20 protein-coding genes are annotated in these 22,614 nt (G+C 68.8%); 11 read left to right on the top strand and 9 right to left on the bottom strand.

Going from position 1 to position 22,614, the window contains the following annotated elements; all coding sequences use genetic code 11:
- From AB4Z09_RS10415 to AB4Z09_RS10400, 4 genes are all read left to right on the top strand, one after another.
- Positions 1 to 429 carry an acyl-CoA thioesterase gene (locus AB4Z09_RS10415; protein ID WP_114719008.1) on the top strand — a complete coding sequence of 143 codons (429 nt, stop codon included), beginning with the start codon at positions 1 to 3 and terminating at the stop codon, positions 427 to 429.
- Positions 430 to 548: 119 nt separating this feature from the next.
- A complete protein-coding gene (locus tag AB4Z09_RS10410) occupies positions 549 to 5,429 on the top strand; it encodes an NAD-glutamate dehydrogenase (RefSeq protein ID WP_442239661.1) in 4,881 nt (1,626 codons plus the stop codon).
- Positions 5,430 to 5,467: 38 nt separating this feature from the next.
- Positions 5,468 to 5,914 carry an acyl-CoA thioesterase gene (locus tag AB4Z09_RS10405; RefSeq protein WP_302675458.1) on the top strand — a complete coding sequence of 149 codons (447 nt, stop codon included), beginning with the start codon at positions 5,468 to 5,470 and terminating at the stop codon, positions 5,912 to 5,914.
- Positions 5,907 to 6,593, top strand: coding sequence for a hypothetical protein (locus AB4Z09_RS10400; protein ID WP_442239660.1), 687 nt, complete (start codon positions 5,907 to 5,909; stop codon positions 6,591 to 6,593). The genes AB4Z09_RS10405 and AB4Z09_RS10400 overlap by 8 nt, the downstream gene beginning before the upstream one ends.
- On the opposite strand, the gene AB4Z09_RS10395 is transcribed toward AB4Z09_RS10400, so the two are convergent.
- The 6 genes from AB4Z09_RS10395 to AB4Z09_RS10370 form a co-directional block, all read right to left on the bottom strand.
- Positions 6,583 to 7,203 carry a TetR/AcrR family transcriptional regulator gene (locus AB4Z09_RS10395; protein ID WP_114719011.1) on the bottom strand — a complete coding sequence of 207 codons (621 nt, stop codon included), beginning with the start codon at positions 7,201 to 7,203 and terminating at the stop codon, positions 6,583 to 6,585. The genes AB4Z09_RS10400 and AB4Z09_RS10395 overlap by 11 nt on opposite strands.
- Positions 7,200 to 8,438 (bottom strand): cytochrome P450, encoded by a 1,239-nt coding sequence (locus tag AB4Z09_RS10390; protein WP_114719012.1) that lies wholly within the window; start codon positions 8,436 to 8,438, stop codon positions 7,200 to 7,202. The genes AB4Z09_RS10395 and AB4Z09_RS10390 overlap by 4 nt, the downstream gene beginning before the upstream one ends.
- 121 nt (positions 8,439 to 8,559) lie before the next feature.
- On the bottom strand, positions 8,560 to 9,336 hold the full coding sequence (locus AB4Z09_RS10385) for an SDR family oxidoreductase (protein ID WP_442239659.1): 777 nt from the start codon (positions 9,334 to 9,336) through the stop codon (positions 8,560 to 8,562).
- A 29-nt stretch (positions 9,337 to 9,365) separates the two neighbouring features.
- Entirely contained in the window at positions 9,366 to 11,057 is a 1,692-nt protein-coding gene (locus AB4Z09_RS10380) for an FAD-binding protein (protein ID WP_442239658.1), read from the bottom strand.
- A 133-nt stretch (positions 11,058 to 11,190) separates the two neighbouring features.
- Complete coding sequence (locus AB4Z09_RS10375; protein WP_174911483.1) at positions 11,191 to 12,801, bottom strand: glycoside hydrolase family 13 protein; 1,611 nt, start codon at positions 12,799 to 12,801, stop codon at positions 11,191 to 11,193.
- Positions 12,802 to 12,853: 52 nt separating this feature from the next.
- A complete protein-coding gene (locus AB4Z09_RS10370; protein ID WP_174911480.1) occupies positions 12,854 to 13,261 on the bottom strand; it encodes a globin in 408 nt (135 codons plus the stop codon).
- Positions 13,262 to 13,437: 176 nt separating this feature from the next.
- On the opposite strand from AB4Z09_RS10370, the gene AB4Z09_RS10365 reads away from it, so the two are divergent.
- The 3 genes from AB4Z09_RS10365 to AB4Z09_RS10355 all read left to right on the top strand — a co-directional run bounded on the left by AB4Z09_RS10365 (position 13,438) and on the right by AB4Z09_RS10355 (position 14,902).
- Complete coding sequence (locus AB4Z09_RS10365; RefSeq protein WP_442239657.1) at positions 13,438 to 14,103, top strand: HNH endonuclease; 666 nt, start codon at positions 13,438 to 13,440, stop codon at positions 14,101 to 14,103.
- An 84-nt stretch (positions 14,104 to 14,187) separates the two neighbouring features.
- Positions 14,188 to 14,436 (top strand): aa3-type cytochrome oxidase subunit CtaJ, encoded by a 249-nt coding sequence (gene ctaJ, locus AB4Z09_RS10360; protein ID WP_114719017.1) that lies wholly within the window; start codon positions 14,188 to 14,190, stop codon positions 14,434 to 14,436.
- Positions 14,423 to 14,902: a DUF5130 domain-containing protein gene (locus tag AB4Z09_RS10355; RefSeq protein ID WP_114719018.1), complete on the top strand. Its 480-nt coding sequence runs from the start codon at positions 14,423 to 14,425 to the stop codon at positions 14,900 to 14,902. Before ctaJ ends, AB4Z09_RS10355 begins: the two co-directional genes overlap by 14 nt.
- A 108-nt stretch (positions 14,903 to 15,010) precedes the next feature.
- Here AB4Z09_RS10355 and pepN read toward each other — a convergent pair whose 3' ends face one another.
- On the bottom strand, positions 15,011 to 17,593 hold the full coding sequence (gene pepN, locus AB4Z09_RS10350) for an aminopeptidase N (RefSeq protein WP_442239656.1): 2,583 nt from the start codon (positions 17,591 to 17,593) through the stop codon (positions 15,011 to 15,013).
- Positions 17,594 to 17,725: 132 nt separating this feature from the next.
- The gene (locus tag AB4Z09_RS10345) at positions 17,726 to 18,967 is read right to left on the bottom strand and encodes an NAD(P)/FAD-dependent oxidoreductase (protein ID WP_174911471.1); all 1,242 of its coding nucleotides are present in this window, start codon (positions 18,965 to 18,967) and stop codon (positions 17,726 to 17,728) included.
- A 154-nt stretch (positions 18,968 to 19,121) separates the two neighbouring features.
- Here AB4Z09_RS10345 and AB4Z09_RS10340 point away from each other — a divergent pair, with 154 nt between their 5' ends.
- From AB4Z09_RS10340 to AB4Z09_RS10325, 4 genes are all read left to right on the top strand, one after another.
- On the top strand, positions 19,122 to 19,763 hold the full coding sequence (locus tag AB4Z09_RS10340; RefSeq protein WP_174911468.1) for a DsbA family oxidoreductase: 642 nt from the start codon (positions 19,122 to 19,124) through the stop codon (positions 19,761 to 19,763).
- Between the two features lie 42 nt (positions 19,764 to 19,805).
- A complete protein-coding gene (locus AB4Z09_RS10335; protein WP_174911465.1) occupies positions 19,806 to 20,387 on the top strand; it encodes an aspartate/glutamate racemase family protein in 582 nt (193 codons plus the stop codon).
- Between the two features lie 72 nt (positions 20,388 to 20,459).
- Positions 20,460 to 20,942 (top strand): ribose-5-phosphate isomerase, encoded by a 483-nt coding sequence (locus AB4Z09_RS10330; protein ID WP_174911462.1) that lies wholly within the window; start codon positions 20,460 to 20,462, stop codon positions 20,940 to 20,942.
- A gap of 19 nt (positions 20,943 to 20,961) precedes the next feature.
- Positions 20,962 to 21,759: an Fpg/Nei family DNA glycosylase gene (locus AB4Z09_RS10325; RefSeq protein ID WP_174911460.1), complete on the top strand. Its 798-nt coding sequence runs from the start codon at positions 20,962 to 20,964 to the stop codon at positions 21,757 to 21,759.
- Here the strand turns inward: AB4Z09_RS10325 and AB4Z09_RS10320 are convergent.
- Positions 21,756 to 22,586, bottom strand: coding sequence for a DUF1542 domain-containing protein (locus AB4Z09_RS10320; protein ID WP_442239655.1), 831 nt, complete (start codon positions 22,584 to 22,586; stop codon positions 21,756 to 21,758). The two genes, AB4Z09_RS10325 and AB4Z09_RS10320, sit on opposite strands and share 4 nt — an antisense overlap.
- Positions 22,587 to 22,614 lie beyond the last annotated feature (28 nt).

Here is a 22,614-nt window from a genome sequence, read left to right as displayed (position 1 = left end):
GTGTCCGCTCCGTCCCTGGTCTACAGCTGCGAGATCCAGGTGCGGTGGGGTGACTCCGACAGGCTCGGACATGTCAACAACACCCGCATAGTGGAGTACCTGCAGGAGGCGCGTTCGCTCTTCCTGGCCGAGGGTGCGGCGTCCGTGGACGCCGCACCCGGGGCGGCCGTCGTCCGCAAGATGGACGCCGAGTTCCTCCGTCCCATCACCGCCACCTCCGGCACGGTCCGGGTGACGGTGTCGGTGGTGCACCTGGGGACGTCGTCGTTCACCCTGCGCCACGTCATCGAGGACGCGGACGGCAACGTGTGTGCATCCGGTGACGCCCTGATGGTGGCGTTCGATGTCCGGGCCGAGCGGTCGCGACCGCTCACCGAGCCCGAGCGCGCGGTTCTGGGTCGCTACCTGCCGGCGGCGGCGCCCGCGTAGCGGCACCGAAGACCTCGCACACCCCGGTCGGACGGGAGATCCACCCCGCTCGGGGTCACCGCGGTTAGGCTCGCCAGTGAGCCACCCGTGGTGACCTCGAACAGGGATGGAGCGTCGTAATGACGGATTCTGCCGATTCCGACTGGTCTCTCGAACTGCCCGCCGAGTTGCGGGCCTGTCTGCCGAATCTCGCGGCCGCCTACTTCCGCCACACGTCGGCCGGTGAAGGCGACAGCGTCCTGAACGGTCGTTCGGACGCCATTCTGCGCGAGCACGTCACGCTCGCCCGCCACCGGAAACCGGGGTGGGCCGTGACTCGGGTCCACCGTCCGTCGGACGGCACCGGGCTCGGCGCGGCGCTGCAGATCGTCACCGACGACATGCCGCTGCTCGTCGAGTCCGTCACCGCCCTCGTCGGCCGCCTCGACGCGGCCATCAGCGAGGTGGTGCACCCGATCTTCGAGGTGCGCCGCGACGCCGCCGGCGATCTGGAGGCGGTCCTGCCGGCGGCGTCGATCCACGATCCGTCTCCCGGCTGCCTGGAAGAGTCGTGGATGCATGTGCAGCTGCATCCGGCGACCGAGGGCGCGGTGCTCGACGCACTCGAGGCGTCCATCGGCGACGTCCTCTCGGACGTGAGTCAGGTGGTGGCCGACACCGAATCGATGCGGGCCTTGCAGCTGGTGCTCGCGACCGAACTCGACGTCCGTGCGGGCGACCCACCGCCCGGTCGGTCGGCCGACGAGCTGAAGGACTGCGCGAACCTGTTGCGCTGGCTGGCCGACGGTCACTACGCGGTGCTCGGGTATCGGCGCTACGAGCTGGGCGAGCGGGACACGGCCGGCGGACGGGCCCAGCGGTCGGTGCCGGACAGCGGCCTGGGCGTGCTGCGGTCGGACGTTCTCGCCGACGAGCGCGTCAATCTTCCTCTCGCGGCTGATATTCCGGATCGGCCATTGCTGGTGCTGACGCAGGGATCGGCGCCGGCGACCGTGCACCGCTCGGTGTATCCGTACTTCGTGGGGGTCAGCATCCTCGCCGACGACGGCGCGATCGTCGGTGAACACCGCTTCCTGGGGGTGTTCACGGTGACCGCGATGCACGAGAACGTCCTCGAGATCCCGGTGATCGCGCGGCGCGTGCGGACGGCGATCGAACGGGCCGGGTTCGACCTGGGGTCGTTCTCGGGGCAGGCGATGCTCGAGGTGGTCCAGTCGTTCCCCCGCACCGAACTGTTCTCGATCGACACCGACACGCTCCTCGACACGATCACCGCGGTGCTCAACATCGGGCTTCGCCGTCAGGTCCGGTTGTTCATGCGGGAGGACGGATTCGGCCGGTTCGTCTCGTGTCTCGTCTATCTCCCGCGGGATCGCTACACGACGCGGGTGCGGCTGGCGATGCAGCAGATCCTGCTCGACGAGCTGGGCGGTGGCTCGCTCGAATACACCGCGCGTGTCACCGAGGGCGATCTGGCCCTGTTGCACGTGACGATTCGCAAACCGGTCGGGCGCCCGCACGCGCCGGTCGACACGTCGGAGGCGAACCGGCTGCGGATCCAGAACCTGCTGGCCGCGGCGAGCCGCAGCTGGGACGACCATTTCGCGGATGCGGTCGCCGATGATCCGTCGGTGGACCCTGTTCTGGCGCAACAGTATGCCGCGATCCTTCCGGAGAGCTACAAGGAGGACTTCGACGCGGGACGAGCGATCGCCGATATCGGCCGGCTCTGCGCCCTGCAGCCCGACGCGATCGCTCTGCGGCTCTATCACGACAGTTCGGCGCCGGAGGGGCAGTGGCAGTTCGCGCTGTACCTCGCGGGCGAGGGCATCTCGCTCTCGCACGTGCTCCCGGTGCTGCACAGCCTCGGGGTGGAGGTCCTCGACGAGCGGCCGTACCTGATCGTGCGGCCGGACGGGATGCACTGCTGGATATACGACTTCGGCTTGTCCGTGCCTCCGGAGTTGCTGCGCGACTCGATCGAGGATCTCCGTGACGGTGGCCCGGGGGAGCTGCTGCGGTCACGCTTCACGGCGGCGTTCACCGCGGTGTGGCACGGGCTCTGTGAGGCGGATCGGTTCAACGAGTTGGTGTTGCGGGCGGGTCTCGACTGGCATCAGGTGTCGGTCCTGCGGGCGTACGTGAAGTACCTGAGGCAGGCCGGGTTCGCGTACAGCCAGGTGCACATCGAGTCGGTGGTGCTGGCGCACCCGGAGATCGCCCGGTCGTTGATCGACCTGTTCGAGGCCCTGTTCGACCCGGAGGCCGCATCCCCGAAGCAGGCCAAGGCCCTCGAGCGCGACCTGCGGGCCACGATCGGCGAGGTGGTGAGTCTCGATGTGGACCGCATCCTTCGCGCGCTGTTCGGTCTGGTGCAGGCGACACTGCGCACCAACCACTTCGTGCGCGGCGACGACGGCGCACCGCGGGACTTCCTGTCCCTGAAGTTCGAGCCGAGTCGGATCTCGGAACTGCCCAAGCCGAGGCCGCGATTCGAGGTGTTCGTGTACTCGCCCGAGGTCGAGGGCGTCCACCTGCGGTTCGGTCCCGTCGCGCGCGGCGGCCTGCGCTGGTCGGACCGGCGAGACGACTTCCGCACCGAGATCCTGGGCCTCGCCAAGGCCCAGGCGGTCAAGAACGCGGTGATCGTGCCCGTCGGCGCGAAGGGTGGGTTCGTCGTCAAGCAACCCGTTGCGCCGACGGGTGATCCGGGTGTCGACCGGCAGGCCGTGCGCGATCAGGGCATCGCCTGCTACCGGACGTTCATCTCGGGCCTGCTCGATGTCACCGACAACGTCGACCGCGTGAGCGGCGCCGTTGTGCCGCCGCAGCGGGTGGTCCGGCGCGACGAGGACGACACGTACCTCGTGGTCGCGGCCGACAAGGGGACGGCCACGTTCTCCGACATCGCCAACGACGTTGCGGCGAGCTACGGCTTCTGGCTCGGCGACGCGTTCGCGTCGGGAGGCTCGGCCGGCTACGACCACAAGGAGATGGGCATCACCGCCCGCGGCGCGTGGGAGAGCGTCAAGCGGCACTTCCGGGAACTCGGACTCGACGTTGCGGCAGACGATTTCACGGTGGTCGGGATCGGTGACATGAGCGGCGACGTGTTCGGCAACGGCATGCTGCTGAGCGAACACATCCGACTGGTGGCCGCGTTCGACCACCGGCACATCTTTCTCGATCCCGATCCGGACGCGGCCCGCTCGTTCGCCGAGCGGCGCCGGATGTTCGCGCTGCCGCGGTCGTCGTGGGCGGATTACGATTCCGCTCTCATCAGCGAGGGCGGTGGCGTCTACGCCCGCACCGCGAAGTCGGTGCCCGTCAGTGCCCAGGTGCGCGAGGCGCTCGGACTCGACGCCGACGTGACCACGATGGCACCGCCCGACCTGGTGAAGGCGATTCTGACCGCGCCGGTGGATCTGCTGTGGAACGGCGGTATCGGCACCTACGTCAAGGCGGCGTCCGAGTCGGACGCGGCGGTGGGCGACAAGAGCAACGACGCCGTGCGGGTGCACGGAGCCGACCTGCGGGCCCGCGTGGTCGGGGAGGGCGGCAATCTCGGTGTCACGCAACTCGGTCGGATCGAGTACGCCTTGCACGGCGGCAAGATCAATACCGACGCGATCGACAACTCGGCCGGGGTCGACTGCTCCGATCACGAGGTCAACATCAAGATCCTGCTCGACTCGCTGGTCAGCAGCGGGGCTCTCGGGCAGGACGACCGTGATCCTCTGCTCGAGTCGATGACCGACGCCGTGGCGCGACTGGTGTTGGCGGACAACATCGCCCAGAACAACCAGCTGGGTATGTCCCGCGCCAGTGCGTCGCAGACGCTCGGCGTGCACCGTCGACTGATCGCGACCCTGATCTCGCACCACGGCCTCGACCGGAAGCTCGAGGCGCTGCCCACCGAGGCGGAGTTCAACCGTCGGGCTCAGGCCGGCGCCGGCCTGACGTCACCCGAGCTGGCGACCGTGATGGCGCACGTGAAGCTGGCGTTCGAACAGGACCTGCTCGGGACCGAACTGCCGGACAGCGACTTCTTCGCGTCCAGGCTGCCCGGCTACTTCCCGCTGCCCCTGCGTGAGCGGTTCAACTCGGCGATCCGCGCGCACCCGCTGCGGCGGCAGATCGTCGCGACGATGCTCGCGAACGAGGCGATCGACAACGGCGGCATCACCTACGCCTACCGGCTGGCGGAGGACGCCGGCGCGTCGAGCACGGACGCGATCCGCGCCTACGCGGCGGTCACCGAGATCTTCGGCCTGCACGACGTGTGGGAGCGGGTCCGCGTCGCCGACATGCCGTCGGCCGTCTCGGACGTGCTGATGCTGCAGTCGCGCCGGGTGCTCGACCGGGCATCGCGGTGGTTCCTGTCGAGCCGGCCGCAGCCGATCGCGGTCGGCGCCGAGATCAGCCGCTACTCCACCGGGTACCGACGGCTGGCGCCGAAGGTTCCCGGTTGGCTGCGCGGACACCATGTGACGGACCTCGAGAAGCGGTCGCGGGCGGCCATCGCGGACGGCGCACCACGGGATCTCGCACTCGAGGTGTACCGCCTGCTGGACCTGTATCCGCTGTTGGACATCATGGACGTCGCCGACATCTGCGAGCGGGACGGCGAGGAGGTAGCCGAGCTGTACTACTCGCTCGACGCGCACCTGGGCATCGACTGGTTGCTCACGGCGGTCTCCGATCTGGCGCGCGGCGACCGCTGGCATTCGCTGGCGCGGCTCGCGCTGCGGGACGACCTGTACGGGTCGCTGCGCTCGCTGACGCTGGAGGTGCTGGTCGGCGGTGAACCGACGGAGACGTCGCAGGAGAAGATCGACTACTGGGAGTCGACCAACGCGTCGCGACTGGCGCGGGCGAGGTCCGCGCTCGCGGAGATCTTCGAGTCTGGAACGCTGGACCTCGCGACGCTCTCGGTGGCGGCGCGTCAGGTACGCAGCATGGTGCGGGGAGTGGGCACCCGATCGGAGGTTGGACGTTGAGCGGGTCGCGAGAGTCATTACTGAGCGTTTCGCAGGAAGTGGGATCGAACGGCGCGGTCGTCGGCACGCACGTCGGATTCCACACGAAGGTGGTCGTGCGCTGGTCCGACATGGACGCGTTCCAGCACATCAACCACGCGCGGATGGTGACGCTGCTCGAGGAGGCGCGGATCCCGTGGCTGTTCGAGGACAACTCGCCGACGGTGACGCTGCGCGACGGCGCGGTGATCGCCGACCTGCACGTGCGCTACCGCGGACAGCTCCGGCACGACGACAGCCCGCTCGACGTGTTGATGTGGATCGAGCAGGTCCGCGCCGTCGACTTCACGATCGCGTACGAGGTCCGGCCCGGGGGCGCCGCGCCCACGACGCCGCCGGCGATCGTCGCGTCCACCCAGATCGCGGCCTTCGACATCGGCACCCAGCGGTTGCGTCGGCTGACGGCCCCCGAGCGCGAGTACCTGGAGAGCTGGAAGCGTGCGTGAGCGCGTTCTGACGGTTCCGGGCCCCGCGGATCGCGCCGATCTGGCGGTGTTCGTCGGGCGCGCCCTGCGTCTCGACGAGGCCGCGGTGGTGCGGTTGCGGCAGCGGTCGGACGGCAGGCTGTCTGTCTGGGCGGCAACAGGATTCGATGCCATCGCGGCGCGAGTCGTGGCCGGTGGGATTCGTCCGCAGGACACGACGGCGGGTGCCGACGTCCTGCTGCGGGCGCTGTCGGAGCCCGGTGCAGGCGCGGAGATCGACCCGGGTTTCGCGATGGATTCGGCGTGGCGCGGCGCGTTGCCGCCCGAGTCGGGATTCGTGCACGTGGACGACGTGCCCGCCCGGGTCCTGCTCGGGCTGGCGCAGCGCGGCGCCGCGCTGGCGAAGGAGCACGGCAGCGCGCAGGGCCCGCCCACGTCGCTGCTCGAGCAGAAGGTTCTCGAGGTCGAGGGCGGGGATGCCCGGGTCGACGTCTCGATGCGCACCGTGTTCGCGCTCACCGGAATGGGATTCGTGCCGCTGGCCGACGGCGGTGCCGCGACCGCCGACACCGAACTGGACCGCATCGCCGAGGACGAACYGGTCCGGGTGCGCGCCCACCCGTCGTGGGTGCGCCTGGACGCCCGGTTCGGGTCGGTCTACGCGCGCCGTGCGGGCGCGATCCCGCTCTTCACGGCGTAGGACGGTCGGCCGTCCCGGGCGCGATCAGCACCGGCACCAGGAACTGCTCGACCATCGTCCGCTCGTCCGCGGCGTCGGCACCGGGCACCGTCAGCAGCGAGACGATGGCGCGTACCAACCAGCGTGCGCGGCGGACGGTTTCGGCGTGATCGCTGTGCCAGACATCGGCGAGGAATGCGGTGCCGATCACTTCGATCACCTCGGACGTGCTCGCCAGTTCCGATGCGAGGCCGGCGTCGCCGAGGCCGAACCACGCCGCCAGTGTCGGGGTGGAGCGAACCTCGTCGATCGCCAGCAGGACGGCCTCGGTCACCCGCGCCCGGGCGTCGTCGATGGGTGCGACCCTCGCGGCGATCTGCTCACCGAGTCGACGTGCCTCCCGGTGGACGTACGCCCGGTGCAGCGCGCGACGGTTCTCGAAGTAGCGGTACAGCGTGGCGCGCGAACACCCGGCGGCCTTGGCGACCTCGGCCATTCCCGTTGCCGAGACACCGCGTTCGACGAACAACTCGGCGGCGGCGTCGAGGATCTTCCCGGCCGCCGCCTCGTTGCGTTCGTCCTGCAGCCAGGATCCGGAAGTGCCGGGCGCCCCGACGGTTTCGGAGGTCATCGTCCGACGGCTCGGAACGGGACGTGGGTGGGCCGGCGGACGTAGTTGCCGGCGGCGTACTCGACACCGTCGATGTCGACCTCGAAGTCCGGGCATCGGGCGAGCAGTTCCTCGAGCGCCACCCGCGCCTGCATGCGGGCGGCCGCCGCACCGAGGCAGTGGTGGTTGCCGTTGCTGAAGGTCATGATCTGCCGCGGGTTACGCAGCACGTCGAGTTCCTCGGAATCCGGGCCGTACACGCGGGGATCACGGTTCGCGGAGCCGTACACCAACAGCACCTTGCGTCCCGCGGGAATGGGGACGTCGTCGATGGTGACGTCGCGGGTGGTGGTGCGGGCCAGGCCCTGCACGGGGGACGTCAGTCGCAGGAGTTCCTCGATGGCGACGTTGATGCGCGACGGATCGTCCAGCAGCAGCTGACGCTGGTCCCGGCGCTGCGTGAGCAGTTGCACTGCGCCGCCGAGCATTCCGGTGGTGGTGTCATTGCCGCCGGTGACCATCGTGAACGCGAATCCGAGGATCGACAGGATGCCCGCGAAGTCGCCGTCGGAGCCCATCCCGGCCGCGACGAGATGCGAGATGGTGTCGTCGCCGGAATTGCCTGCGTCGGCCTCGGCTCGGCGGCGCTCGATGAGGCCGCCGAAGTAGCCCATGAGGTCGCCGACCGCGGTTGCCGCCTCGAGCGGATCGCCGGTGGCGTTGGCCGCGACGATCGCGTCGGTCCAGCCGTCGAACTGGCCGCGATCCTCCGCCGGCACACCCAGGTAGTGGGCGACCACCATGCTGGGCAGCGGCTTGAACAGGGCCGTGACGATGTCGCCCTCGCCGGCGGCGCGCAGTTCCTCGAGTCGCTCGACGACGAACCTGCGGACCTCGGGTTCGACGGCCTCCACCTGACGCGGGGTGAAGCCACGCGCCACCAGCCGGCGGAAGTTGGTGTGCACCGGCGGATCGAGCATCACCAGCGGGGGATTGTCCCGGAGCCCGATCTTGTCGAGCTCGCCGTAGGTCATGGTCAGCCCCTCGGCGGACGAGAAGGTCTCGGCGTCCCGCGATGCCGCGTACACGTCCTCGTGGCGGGTGAGCACCCAGAAATCGTCCGTGGGCGAGTCGGCCGGCACGACGTTGTGCACGGGATCGTGGTCGCGCAGGGCCGCATACATCCCCCATGGGTCGCGCCAGGACTCACCCGAGCGGGGGACGTAGGACGCTTGGCCGGACATCGTCGTCGTCATGTTTCGACAGTGAGACAGATCACGAAGTTTGTCAAGGGTTCCGAGATGCGGCGAACCCCGGCCATGGGCTGGGCTAGCTGCCCGAAGCGGGCACCCACGGCCGGGGTTCTGCCGAACGGCGCTATTGACCCATGACGCGATTCACGGTCGGACCGGTGGTCCAGCCGCCGTCCACCGCGATCTCTGCGCCGGTGACGTACGACGCCCCATCGGAGAGCAGATACGTCACCGCGCCCGCGATCTCGTCGGCCTCGCCCATGCGCCCCATCGGGGTGTTGGGGAAGTTGCCCTCACCCGGCTGGATCCCGATGTCGGCGGTCATCGGCGTGTACGTCATGCCGGGGTGCACCGAGTTGACGCGGATGCGGTCCGTCCCGAGTTCGACGGCGGCGATCTTCGACAGCCCGCGCACGCCCCACTTGGAGGCGCCGTAGCCGGCCGTGAGGGCCAATCCCATGAGCCCGGCCGCGGACGAGATGTTCACGATCGATCCGCCGCCGGCCGCGCGCATCGGCGCGACGACCGCCTGGATTCCGTTGAAGACGCCGACCAGGTTGATGTCGAGGACCTTCCGGAAGTGCTCGAGCGGTTCGTGCTCGATGTACTGGCCCGTGGAGATGCCCGCATTGTTGACCAGGCCGTTCAGCGTTCTGAACTCGGTGAGCGTGAATTCGACTGCAGCACGCCACCCTTCGGCATCCGTGACGTCGAGGTGGACGTAACGTGCGGCGTCGCCGAGGTCGGCGGCCGTGGCGCGGCCGTCGTCGTCGAGGACGTCGCCGATCACCACCTTGCCGCCGGTTTCGACGATCTGGCGGGCGAATGCCGCGCCGAGCCCGCGGGCACCGCCGGTGACAAGAACGACCTTGTCGGACAGCATATTCGAATCCTCACTCATGGGTTCAACCTTCCTTCCGAGACGCGACGTCACTTGCCGCGGGCGGCGTGGCGGGCACCGATGTAGCCGAAGACCATCGCGGGACCGATGGTGGCACCCGCGCCGGCGTAGTCGTTGCCCATGACCGAGGCGGACGTGTTACCGGTCGCGTACAGGCCGTCGATGACGCTGCCGTCCGCGCGCAGGACCTGACCGTTCTCGTTGTACATGAGTCCGCCCTTGGTTCCCAGGTCTCCGGCCCGCATCCGCAGTGCGTAGTACGGGGCGGTGTCGATGACGTCGAGCGTGGGGTGCGGCAGGCTCGGGTCGCCGTAGTAGTTGTCGTACGCGCTCTCGCCGCGGTGGAAGTCGCTGTCCCGTCCGTTTCGAGCGAATCCGTTGAAACGCGAGAGGGTTTCGGTGAGTCCGGCGACCGGGACATCGATCTTGCGGGCCAGCTCCTCGATCGTGTCGGCGACGGCGATCAGGCCGCCGTCGATCCACGCCTTGGGGAACTTCCGGCCCGGCATGATGCCACCGATCGGGTAGCGCTTCTTGGCGCGCTCGTCGAAGACGAACCACGTGGGTTCGTGACCGCTGGCCAGCTGATCGTGCACGAACGTCACGTACGGGGCGGCCTCGTTGGTGAACCGCTTGCCGTGCTGATCCACGATGATCGACCGCGGGACGGACCGCTCGGCGACCATCACCTGGACGATGCCGTCGGGCCGCTGGAACGACGGCATCCACCACGCGTCGTCCATGAGATCGACTGCAGCGCCGACGTTCCGGCCCGCGATGATGCCGTCGCCGGTGTTGTCGGACGACGCGGCACTGAAGTTGTCGCGGCCGCCTTCCGGCAGGTTCGCCTTGCGCATGTCGTCGTTGAACTCGAACCCGCCGGTCGCGAGCAGCACGCCGTGGCGGGCCCGGATTCGCACCGGTCGGCCGCCGCGCTCGGCGACCAGTCCGATGACGGCGCCCGAGGAATCCGTCACGAGGGATTGCATGGGCGTGTTCAGCCACAGCGGCACCCCGGCGTCTTTGAGCGCCAGGCGGAGCCGGGCGATCAGGGCACGGCCGAGGGTGTCCATGTGGCGCCGCAGCAGGATCGCCTTGACGGCATTGAACCCGGTCTTGAGCGCGGTGCGCCGGGCCTTCCACGTCCGCATCACCATGTTGAGCTGCACGAAGTCCTTGGACGTGATGAACAGTCCGGGCGGGGTCGCGAGCGCGGCCGGGCGCAGCAGATCCTGGTCGGCGCCCAGTTCCTTGAGGTCGACCGGCAGCGGCTCGATGGTGCGTCCCGCAGGACGGCCGCCGGGCTGCTCGGGGTGGTAGTCGGAGTAGCCCGTGCACCACTGGAATCGCATGTGGCGGCTCGACGTCTCCAGGAACGCGAGCGTCTTGGGGCCCTCGTCGATGAAGGCATCGAGGTTCGCCGACGGAACCCGGTCGCCGAGGACCGCATCGAGGTAGCGGCGGACGTCCTCGCGGGAGTCGGCCAGGCCCTCGCGGATCAGCAGCGGGTTGTTCGGTACCCACACACCGCCGCCGGACAATGCCGTGGCGCCACCGTAGACACCCGCCTTCTCGATGAGCAGGGTGTCCAGTCCTTCGGCGGCGCCGGCCAGCGCGGCGGTGAAACCGCCTGCGCCGCTGCCGACCACCAGCAGATCCACCTCGTGATCCCAGGTGGGCTCGGCGGACTGGTCGGTCTGGATCGAATCGGTCGCGGACATCGCGGGTCTCCTCGGGGTGCCTGGGGGACGCGGCACACAGTGCCTGTGTGGCACGTCACGTCGCGTCCACGACACTAGGGAGCGCTCGGAGGGGTCCGAAATCGAATCTCCCGCTGGGCGGGAGACCCGCGAATCAGACCAGCCAGGCCGCCGAATCGGCCGGCAGCAGCCCGTCGGCGAGGGGTGCACTCGCGAGCAGCACCGTGCCCGGAGGCAGCTGGATCGGGGCGTCCGTCGTGTTCAACACACAGATGAGGCCGCCGCTGCGACGGAACGCGAAGCAGCCGGGAGGGCTTCCGTACCAATCGATTCCGGGCCCGGAGCATTCCGGGAGGTTGGCTCGCATCTCGAGTGCTGCGCGGTACAGCGACAGGGTCGAGTCGACGTCCTCGAGCTGGGACTCCACAGTCAGTGGAGTCCACGCCGGCGGGATCGGCAGCCACGTGTCGGGCGACGTCGAGAAGCCGAAGGGCGGTCGGTCGCCCTCCCACGGCACTGGGACCCGGCACCCGTCGCGCCCGCGCTCGGTGTGGCCGGATCGCTCCCACGTCGGGTCCTGGAGGGCTGCGTCGGGGAGATCGACGTTGGGGAGGCCGAGCTCGGCGCCGTTGTAGATGAACGCCGCGCCCGGCAACGCGAGCTCCACCAGTGCCATCGCGCGGGCGCGGGTCACGCCGCGGGTGCCGCCGCCGTACCGGGTCACCTCGCGTTCCACGTCGTGGTTCGACAGTGTCCACGTGGGGGTGCCACCGACATGCGCCACGGCGTCGAGCGAGTTCTCGATCGCGGCGCGCACCGCGTCGGCGTCGAACGCCGTCTCGGCGAGCCGGAAATTGAAGCCGAGGTGCAGTTCGTCGGGGCGGACGTACTCGCCGAACCGCTCGTTGTCGCGCACCCAGATCTCGCCGACCGCCATCGCGTGCGGGTACTCGTTCATGACCCGGCGGATCCCCCGATGGATCTCGTGCACCGCCGGGTTGTTGAACCGCGGATCGTCGTCGTCGTTCTTCAGGAGCTCGTTGGTGTTCCAGTCGTGGTCGGGGAGCCCCTCCGGTTTGGCCATGCCGTGGGCGACGTCGATGCGGAACCCGTCGATGCCGCGGTGCAACCAGAACCGCAGGGTCTTCTCGAGGTCGGCGAACACCTCGGGGTTGTCCCAGTTCAGGTCGGGCTGCTCGCGCGCGAAGATGTGCAGGTACCACTGGCCCGGGGTGCCGTCGGGCTCGGTGATCCGCGTCCACGCGGGCCCGCCGAAGACACTCGGCCAGTTGTTGGGCGGCTGCGCGCCGTCCGGGCCGCGGCCGTCGCGGAAGATGTAGCGGTCTCGGGTGCTGCTGCCCGGACCGTCGGCGAGGGCCTCCCGGAACCAGGGATGCTCACTGGACGTGTGGTTGGGAACGAGGTCCATCGTGACCCGGATGCCGCGCGCGTGCGCCTCGACGATCAGCTCGTCCATCGTCGCGAGGTCGCCGAACAGGGGGTCGATGTCCCGCGGATCGGAGACGTCGTAGCCGTGATCGGCCATCGGCGACCGCATCACGGGGCTGAGCCAGAGTGCGTCGACGCCAAGCAGTTCGAGGTAGCCGAGGCGGTCGATCACGCCGCCCAGATCGCCGATGCCGTCGCCGTTCGAGTCGGAGAACGACCGCGGATAGACCTGGTAGAAAACGGCGTCGGACCACCACGAACGGGCGTCGCCGGTGATGCGGCTGGTCGGCTGGTCCTCGCGGGGCGTCACAGTCATTCATAGTGCCGCATCGAGGACCTTCGAACGATCCGTCCGGAAACTGTGGCTGCTACACCGGCGAGTTGACCATCGACGCGGCCGCCATGTCCATGTAGTCGATCAGGGCGCGGCGGTGCGGTTCGTCCAGCGTCTGCTCGTCGATCGAGGCGATCGCGGTGTGCATGCAGCGCAGCCACGCGTCCCGTTCGATCGGGCCGATCCGGAACGGATTGTGGCGCATCCGCAGGCGGGGATGTCCGCGCTCCTCGGAGTAGGTGCGTGGCCCGCCCCAGTACTGCTCGAGGAACATACGCATGCGGCGCTCGGCCGGCCCGAGGTCCTCCTCGGGATACAGCGGCCGGACCACCTCGTCCGTCGCCACCTCCTCGTAGAAGCGCGCAGTGAGCTTGCGGAACGTCTCGGCTCCGCCCACTGCCTCGTAGAAGGTCTGCTGCGTGGTGGGGTTCGTTTCAGTCATGTCCCGTCCCATTGTGCCCGGTTTCGAGTCGAGCATGCCTCGAGGATGCCTCAGCCGGTCCGGGTGTGGTGCACGGCACCGTTCGTTCACCGCCCGTGCGGCAAATTTTTCGCGGAAATGGGTGTGCGGGAGCCGATCATCCGTGGTCAACTGGGGTCAGTCTTCGCGGAGGTCGCATGACACATCGACAGAGCGCGCGAGCGCATCGACAACTCGTGCCCACTGATGTGCGGGGAAACTGCACGTCGGGGGCTTTTCCGCTGCACGTCATCCCCGAGCCCGGATCGTCCGGGCTCGGTCTGCCGGGTCTCGGCACCGTGACCTCCTGGAACAAACGTCGGGTGCTGCTGCTCAATGCCACGTTCGAACCTCTCACCGCTCTGCCCGCGCGACGCGCCGTCGTGCTGATGGTCTGCGACAAAGCCGACCCGGTCCACGAGGACCCGCTCGGCCCCGTGATCCACTCGGAGGGCTACTCCCTCCAGGTGCCCTTCGTCATCCGGCTCCGCAACTACGTTCGGGTTCCGTACCGGACCCGCGTCCCGATGACCCGAGCCGCGCTCATGCACCGCGACCGCTTCCGCTGCGGATACTGCGGGGACAAGGCCGAGACCATCGATCATGTCGTGCCGCGCAGCCGCGGCGGCGGGCATTCGTGGGAGAACTGCGTCGCGTGCTGCGCGCCGTGTAATCACCGCAAAGCGGACAAACTGCTCACCGAACTGGGGTGGACGCTCAGGACCGCGCTGGTGCCCCCGTCCGGTCCGCACTGGCGGCTGCTGTCCACTACCTCCGAGGTGCATCCGACCTGGCTGCCCTATCTGGGCGAGGGTGCGGCCTGAAGCATTTACGTGTCACCACGCGAGCCGAGACATGATTCGGCCCCGACGCTTCCATTTCGGCAGGACTCGGCTACGGTTTGCGTCGTGAGCATTCTCGAGACAGTGCTGATATTCGTAGGGATTCCCGTCTTGGTGATCGCGATCGTCGCGGGACTGTCCTTCATGACCAAGAAGTCGCCCGGCTTCGTTCCGACCGAGTACCGCCTCGGTCAGCGCTGGACCCATCAGCCGGTCCTGTGGAGCGCTGTCGACGAGGTGACCTCGCATGGTCACCACGCCGGACACGCTGCCGGTGCAGATCTGATCGGAGGTTCGGCAAGTGGCAAGTGGTGACGTTCTCCAGTCCTCGGCGGTAGCGGCGGCGGATCTGCCGGTGGGCACCGTCGTGACCTCCGGCGGTCGCATCTCCGGTGTGCACCGCATCGGCGAGTCCTTCGACGACCTGCTGCCTTTCACCACCGACCAGCTGGTGGCCCTCGATGACGCCCTCACGGACGCGACGCGCGCCACGAAGGTGCGCTTCAACATCTACGTCGGTGACCTGGGCGAGAACCCGGCCGCCGGTGCGGACGCGGTCTTCCCGAACACCCCGGAGGCCGAGCGATCGATCCTGATCGCCGTGTCGCCGAACCAGCGTGTCGTCGAGATCCGTGGTGGCCGCGGCGTCGAGAACCGTGTCACCGACCGGATCACGCAGCTCGGTGTCACCGCCGCCGTCGCGTCCTTCGGCGAGGGCGACCTCATCGACGGTCTCGTCTCGGCGCTGCGCGTGATGAGCGCCGCGATCGCCCCGAAGTAGTCCCTGCACTTTCCGCTTCACCCCGGTGACCCGATGTCACATGCGTTCARTCGAACTGAACCGCTGTGACATCGGGTCATCGGCGTTCCGGGGATCGGACGCTGTCGGTCAGGTCGCGTCGAACGCCCGGGCCTTCAGCGACCGGACGATGCCTGCCTTGCCCTCGACGACGAGGCGGCGCAGCGCCGGCGGGTGCTCACCCGACAGGAACTCGTCGGCCGCGGCCACGGACGCCTCGCTGATCGACCAGGAAGGGTACAGGCCGACCACCACGGTCTGCGCCACCTCGCTCGACCGCCGCTCCCACACCGCCGGGATCTCCGCGAAGTATCGGGCCACGTACGGCTCGAGTAGTTCGGATTGGCCGGGCGCGACGATGCCGCCGATGATCGCGCGGGCGGTGATGTTCGGGACGGTGTCGTCGTCGAACACGGTCGTCCAGGCCTGCTCCTTGACCGCGGCCTGGGGCCGGGCCGCCGCCGCCGACGCCGCCTGACGGGCACCCGCGGCGGTGGGGTCGCGCTCCGCCTCCGCGTCGATGAACGGCGTCTCGGTACCGTCCGTGTCCACCTGACCGGCCGCGGCCAGCGCGTGGACGAGCCGCCAGCGCAGGTCGGTGTCCACGACCAGCCCGGACAGTCCGAGCTTCGCGGGGTCGGCGTCGAGCAGCTCCTGCAGCACCTCGGTGTGCCATGCCGACAGCTGCGACCCGGTGAGCGCGTTGACGAACGCCAACTGGTGGTCGGAGCCGGGCTCGGCCTCGCGGGCCAGCTCGAGCAGCCGGTCCGCGAACGCGGGCCAGCCGAATGCGTCCGCCCAGCCGGGCTCGGCGTACGCCGACAGCGCCGTCTGTGCCTGGAGCAGCAGTCGCTGGACGACACCCACCTCGGTCTCGGCGCCGATGCCGCGCTGGACGAGGCTCACGAAATCGCGTGCCCGCATCTCCGCCTGCCGGGTCATCTCCCACGCCGCCGACCATGCGAGGGTACGGGGGAGCGGCTCGGCGATGTCGCCGATCCGGCCGACGAGGGTGTCGAGCGAATCGCGGTCCAACCGCAGCGAGCAGTAGGTGAGATCGTCGTCGTTGACGAGGATCAGCTTGCCGCGCGGCACCCCGACCAGCTCGGGCACGTCGGTGCTCGCGCTCTCGACGTCGAGCTCGACGCGGTGCGTACGGACCAGCTTGCCGGTGGCAGGGTCGTCGTCGTAGATGCCGACCGCGAGACGGTGCACACGGGTCTCGCCGGCACCCGGAGCGGCGCCCTCCTGCAACACCGCGAACCGGGAGAACGTGCCGTCGGGCTCGATCTGGAAGTCGGGGCGCAGGATGTTGAGGCCCGTCGTCTTGAGCCACTGCGCACCCCACCCCGACAGGTCGCGGCCCGACGCCTTCTCCAGCGCCCGTAGCAGGTCGTCGAACGTCGCGTTGGCGAACGCATGCTCGGCGAAGTAGTCCCGCAGACCCGACAGGAACGGCTCGAGCCCGACGTATGCGACGAGCTGCTTGAGCACGCTGGCGCCCTTGGCGTAAGTGATGCCGTCGAAGTTCACCTCGACGGCCGCGAGGTCGGGGATGTCCGCGGCGATCGGATGCGTCGACGGCAGCTGGTCCTGCCGGTACGCCCAGGACTTCTCCACGTTGGCGAAGGTGGTCCATGCGTTGGTGTACTCGGTGGCCTCGGTCTGGCACAGCACCGACGCGAACGTCGCGAACGACTCGTTGAGCCACAGGTCGTCCCACCAGCGCATCGTGACCAGATCGCCGAACCACATGTGGGCCATCTCGTGCAGCACCGTCTCGGCGCGCCGCTCGTACGAGTAGCGGGTGACCTTGGAGCGGAACACGTAGTCCTCGAGGAAGGTCACCGCGCCGGCGTTCTCCATCGCGCCCGCATTGAACTCCGGCACGAACAGCTGGTCGTATTTGCCGAACGCGTACGGCACACCGAAGTTGCGGTGGTAGAAGCCGAAGCCCTGTTTGGTTTCGGTGAACAGGCGTTCGGCATCCATGTACTCGGCGAGCGATGCACGGCAGTAGATGCCGAGCGGGATGTGTCCGTGCTCGTCGGAATAGCTGTCGGTCCACTGCGCGTACGGGCCGGCGATCAGTGCCACCAGGTACGTACTCATGCGCGGGGTCGTGCGGAAGACGTGGCGGCCCGGCGCGGCCGCCAGCGGCTCGACGGTCTCGGCGTTGGAGATGACCTTCCAGTCCTCCGCCGCGACGACGGAGATGTCGAAGGTGGCCTTGAGATCCGGCTGGTCGAAGCACGCGAACATCCGCTTGGCGTCGGCGGTTTCGAACTGCGAGTACAGGTACACCGCATTGTCGGTGGGGTCGACGAAGCGGTGCAGTCCCTCGCCGGTGTTGGTGTAGAGGCAGTCGGCCTCGACGACGAGCTCATTGCTGTCCGCGAGGCCGCTCAGCGTGATCCCGGTGGCCTCGTCGTACGACGACACGTCGACCGGGGTGCCGTTGAGGACCGCCGAATGCACTGTGTCGGCGATGATGTCGATGAACGTCGACGCTCCGGCCGTCGCCGCGAACGTGACGGTGGTGCGGGACCGGAAGGTGCTCTCGCCCGGTCGGCCGTCGCCGTCGGTGAGATCGAGTTCGATGCGATAGTTGTCGACGGTCAGCAGCGCCGAGCGTTCGGCGGCCTGTTCGCGGGTCAGATTCGGTGGGGCCACAAAGATCTCCTCATCACGGATGGACAATCGACTCCCCGCTATCCCATCACGCGCCGCCCTCCTCTCGCGATTTGCGCACTTATCGTTGCGACGCGGACACCCGCGGCACCGAGAAGTGCGCAAATCGCGGGGTCAGGTGGCGAGTTCGGTGAGGGGGACGGCGGGGTCGGCGAGCCGGGTGGGGTCGACAGGACCGGAGAACGCGACGAGCGCCTTGATGTCGTCGGTGACATCCCAGATGTTGACGTTCATGCCGGCGAGCACCCGGTTCTCCTCGTCGAGCCAGAACGCCAGGAACTCTCGTGCTCCGACGTCGCCGCGGGTCACCACCTTCGAGTACTTCGGTGCCCAGCCCACATATTCCATGCCCAGGTCGTACTGGTCGGTGAAGAAGTACGGCAGGTTGGTGTACTCGACCGGGTGGCCGAGCATGGTCGCGGCCGCGATCGCGGGCTGGTTCAGCGCGTTGGCCCAGTGTTCGACGCGGACGCGGGCCGCCAGCAGCGGATGTTGCTGGGCGGCGATGTCGCCGACCGCGACGATGTCCGGGTCGCTCGTGGTGAGCGTGCCGTCCACGAGGATGCCACCGTCGACCGAAAGCCCGGCGGCCTCGGCGATCTCGATGTTGGGTTGCGCGCCGACAGCGACCAGCACCGCGTCGGCGGGCAGCACCGTCCCGTCGCCCAGTCGGACGCCGTCCGCACGCCCGTCGGTGACGGTGATCTCCTCGACCTTGGACCCGAAACGGAAGTCGACGCCGTGTTCGCGGTGCAGATCGGCGAACACGGCACCCATCTCCCTGCCCAGCGCTGCGAGCAGCGGCAATTCGGCCGACTCCACGATCGTGACCGCGACATCGCGACCGCGCGCCCCCGACGCGATCTCGAGTCCGATCCAGCCCGCGCCGACGATCACCAGTCGGGCTCCCGGGGAGAGCGCCGCGATCAGGGCGTCGGATTCGTCGATGGTGCGCAGGTAGTGCACGCCCGCCGCGTCGGCGCCGGGGATCGGTGGGCGACGCGAACGGGATCCGGTCGCGAGCGCGAGTCGGTCGTAGCCGAGTGTCGAACCGTCCGGCAGCACCACGCACTTGCGGTCGCGATCGAGCGCCGTCGCGGTGGTGCCCAGACGCAGGTCCACGTGGTGGTCTCGGTACCAGTCCCCGTGCTGGACGGTGAAATCGGGCAGCCCCTTCTTGCCGGCGACATGTTCCTTGGAAAGTGGTGGTCGCTCGTAGGGGAGATGGTCCTCCTGGCTGAGGAGGACGATGGACCCGTCGAAATCTCTGTCTCTCAACGATTCTGCGATCTTGGCGCCGGCCAGGCCGCCGCCGACGATGACGAACGTGCGATTCGATGACTCGTGGGATGTCACGGGGAGGCTCCGTTCCAGTGTGGCTACTGGCTGTCCTCCATCGACAGTAACGTTGCTCCGAGGTGTGCGGGAAGCATTCCCGCACGCGCATGGTTGTCTATCAATCGAGAGGTGTGACGTGGATCTGTCGCACCGCAGAACGAGGGAGACACGCGTGAGCGCGGAAGCACAGACAAACTCCGGCAAGACCGGCAAGAAGGACACCGTCGACTTCTGGTTCGACCCGCTGTGCCCCTGGTGCTGGATCACGTCGCGCTGGATCCTCGAGGTGACCGAGGTCCGCGACATCGAGGCCAAATTCCACGTCATGAGCCTCGCCGTCCTCAACGAGGGACGCGAGCTTCCCGAGGAGTACCGCGAGAAGATGGGCAAGGCCTGGGGCCCGGTGCGGGTTCTCATCGCGGCTGCCCAGCAGCGCGGCGACGACATCCTGCTGCCGCTCTACACGGCGATGGGCACGCGGATCCACAACGGCGGCGACCAGGATCTGACGAACGTCGTCGTCGAGTCCCTCGCCGAACTGGGCCTGCCCGCCGAGCTGGCGGCGGCCGCCGACACCGACGAGTTCGACGCCGAACTGCGCCGCAGCCACCACGCCGGCATGGACAAGGTCGGCGACGACGTCGGTACCCCCACCATCCACGTCAACGGCACCGCGTTCTTCGGCCCGGTCCTCTCGCGCATCCCGCGCGGTGAGGATGCCGGCAAGGTGTGGGACGGCACCGTCGCCCTGGCGTCGTACCCGCACTTCTTCGAGCTCAAGCGGACCCGCACCGAGGATCCCCAGTTCGACTGAGGTCCGGTCGCCGAGTGACCGTTCCGGGGGGCGAGAGAGAGGGTGCGTGCGGTGCTCGCCACCAGTGTCGAACGCCTCGCGCGAGCCGGGTGCGACTTCTTCGTCTGCCCGGACAACACGGCGCATCTCGCTCTCGAGGCCGACGGTGATCACCTCGCCCTGCCCGGGCTGCATGTGGTCGACATCGTCGCGGATGCTGCCCAGCAGGCCGGGCACGCCCGCGTCGGCATCCTGGGAACGCGCTTCACGATGCAGGGACCGCTGTACCCCCGAGAACTGGCCGCGCGGGGCATCGACGCCGTCGTTCCGGATACCGCCGATCAGGCCATGGTCCACTCGGCAGTCTTCGACGAACTGGTCCACGGGGATTTCCGGCCACAGACGCGGGCGTCGTTCGTCGCACTCATCGAGAGGCTCGCTTCCGCCGGCTGCGACGCGGTTGCGTTGGTGTGTACCGAGATTCCTCTGCTCGTGCGGCCCGAGCACTCGCCACTGCCGATTCTGGATTCCACGCGGCTCTCCGGACGCGCGGCGCTCGAGGTCGCGGTGGGGAAGCGGCCCATGCCCACCTGGCGTGGATCGACGTTTCGACGGGCCGGCGCTCCCGGCGCCGGTACCGGGTGACTCGACGCGCGGGTTTCTCCTCCTCGAGTCCCCACGATCGCCGCGGCGACGTGACCTGTCAGAATTGAGATCATGCGCGTATACCTGGGTGCCGACCACGCCGGCTTCGAACGCAAGAACCAGATCATCGAACACCTCACCGCGAACGGCCATGAGGCCATCGACTGCGGTGCACACGTCTACGACGCCGTCGACGACTACCCGGCCTTCTGCATCGAGGCGGCCCGCCGCGTCGTCGCCGAACCGGGCAGCCTGGGCCTGGTCCTCGGTGGCAGCGGCAACGGTGAGCAGATCGCCGCGAACAAGGTTCCTGGCGCCCGCTGCGCCCTCGCGTGGAGCGTCGAGACCGCGCAGCTGGCCCGCCAGCACAACAACGCGCAGCTCATCGGCATCGGCGGCCGCATGCACTCCCTCGAGGAGACCCTCGCGATCGTCGACGCCTTCCTCGCCACCGAGTGGTCCGACGAGGAGCGTCACCAGCGTCGCATCGACATCCTCGCCGAGTACGAGAAGACGGGTGTGGCGCCGGCCGTGCCCGCGGCCCCCGAAGCCTGAACGAACAGGTAAGCAGAACGTGCCCGAGGGCCACACTCTCCACCGTCTCGCGCGCCTGCATCAGCAGCGTTTCGCGGGATCGCCGGTGTACGTGTCGAGCCCGCAGGGCAGATTTGCCGAGGACGCGGCCCTGATCGACGGCCGCGTCCTCGTGCGTTCCGACGCGTGGGGCAAGCACCTGTGGCACCACTACGAGAACGGTCTCGTGGTGCACGTCCACCTGGGGTTGTACGGCAAGTTCACCGAGTCCGCGCTCCCGCTCGAGGCGCCCGTCGGGCAGGTCCGGATGCGCATGATCGGCGCCGAGTTCGGCACCGACCTGCGCGGTCCCACCGCCTGTGAGGTGCTGCATCCGCCGCAGGTCGCCGCGATCGAGGCCCGCCTGGGTCCCGATCCGCTGCGCAAGGACGCCAACCCGGACCGGGCGTGGGCGCGGATCTCGAAGTCGCAGACACCGATCGGCGCGATGCTGATGGATCAGGCCGTGTTGGCCGGCGTCGGCAACGTCTACCGTGCCGAGGTCCTGTTCCGGCACGGGATCCACCCGGAGCGGCCCGGCAAGCGCGTCAGCCGCGCCGAGTTCGACGCGATGTGGGACGACCTCGTCGAACTGATGAAGGTCGGGGTCCGCCGCGGCAGGATGCACGTCGTGCGGCCCGAGGACGACCACGGCGAGCCGTCGTACGCGAAGGACCGGCCGCGGACCTACACCTACCGCAGAGCAGGATCGGCGTGCCGCATCTGCAGCACGCCGATCTCTCACTCGGTTATGAAGGGGCGCAACCTGTTCTGGTGCCCCGGTTGTCAGGCCGACTAGAAGTCGAAGCCCCCGAAGTCGCCTCCGCCGAAATCTCCGCCGCCCCAGTCTCCGCCGTAGTCGCCGCCGCCGTCGCCCGCGGCGCCGTAGTCGACATCGCCGCCAGCGTCTCCGCCGTCTCCGCCGTCAGTGCCGGCATCGCCGCCGTCACTGTCGGCTGCGTCCATACCGTCCTGGTAGCCGTCGCCGTAGCCGTCGGCGAACCCCTGCGCGTCGTATCCCACCCCGGACATCCCGGAGAACATCGCAGAGAACAGGAACATCGAACCGACACCCCACGCGCCGGCGACGAGCGCGGGCTTCCACCACGGCTCGGAGTACCAGCCTGCGGGGACCGGACGTCCGGCGACGCGGCCGCCGGGGTAGTAGTTGGGTGTGCGAGCCGACGGATTGGGTGACGCCGAGACCTGACGGCCCTCGAACTCGATGTCACGGTCCTCGGTGACCGAGCCGGCGGACTTCTGGCCGTCGATGCTCGGGATCTCGGGACCCGGATCCATGCCCATCGCGGAGCGCGCGGCGCGGATGTAGTACAGACCCTCGAGCGCGGTCTGCTTCGCCAGACGCGCCTGCACGGGCGTCGTGGCCTGCTCGATCTGCGAACCGGCGGCGGTGTACCGCTCGGAGGCGTCGGCGAGAGCCTGCTTGGAGGCGTCGTCGCTGCCGACGAGGTTGTAGACCTGGCCACCCAGGCGCTCGATCGACTGGCGGGCATCCGCCTTGGCGTCTTCGAGTTGGTTCGCCGAGTGGCCCTTGTTCTTGTTCTGGCTCTTCATCACCAGAAAGACGACGGCGCCGATCACGGCGACGATGAGGAGGAGTTCCACGGGGGACCTTCCGGAGGTGTCAAATCGG

It is taken from the genome of Rhodococcus sp. TAF43 (genome assembly GCF_052113525.1).
In the GTDB taxonomy this organism is placed as follows: domain Bacteria; phylum Actinomycetota; class Actinomycetes; order Mycobacteriales; family Mycobacteriaceae; genus Prescottella.
The sequence above is the reverse complement of the archived record's forward strand: the minus strand, read 5'-3'. Positions and strand labels throughout refer to the sequence as shown.

Excerpts from the sequence above, each read along its gene's own strand:
- AB4Z09_RS10410 (WP_442239661.1), top strand. The coding sequence starts at position 549 with ATGACGGATTCTGCCGATTCCGACTGGTCTCTCGAACTGCCCGCCGAG.
- AB4Z09_RS10395 (WP_114719011.1), bottom strand. The coding sequence starts at position 7,203 with ATGACCTCCGAAACCGTCGGGGCGCCCGGCACTTCCGGATCCTGGCTG.
- AB4Z09_RS10390 (WP_114719012.1), bottom strand. The coding sequence starts at position 8,438 with ATGACGACGACGATGTCCGGCCAAGCGTCCTACGTCCCCCGCTCGGGT.
- AB4Z09_RS10385 (WP_442239659.1), bottom strand. The coding sequence starts at position 9,336 with ATGAGTGAGGATTCGAATATGCTGTCCGACAAGGTCGTTCTTGTCACC.
- AB4Z09_RS10380 (WP_442239658.1), bottom strand. The coding sequence starts at position 11,057 with ATGTCCGCGACCGATTCGATCCAGACCGACCAGTCCGCCGAGCCCACC.
- AB4Z09_RS10375 (WP_174911483.1), bottom strand. The coding sequence starts at position 12,801 with ATGACTGTGACGCCCCGCGAGGACCAGCCGACCAGCCGCATCACCGGC.
- AB4Z09_RS10370 (WP_174911480.1), bottom strand. The coding sequence starts at position 13,261 with ATGACTGAAACGAACCCCACCACGCAGCAGACCTTCTACGAGGCAGTG.
- AB4Z09_RS10365 (WP_442239657.1), top strand. The coding sequence starts at position 13,438 with ATGACACATCGACAGAGCGCGCGAGCGCATCGACAACTCGTGCCCACT.
- AB4Z09_RS10330 (WP_174911462.1), top strand. The coding sequence starts at position 20,460 with ATGCGCGTATACCTGGGTGCCGACCACGCCGGCTTCGAACGCAAGAAC.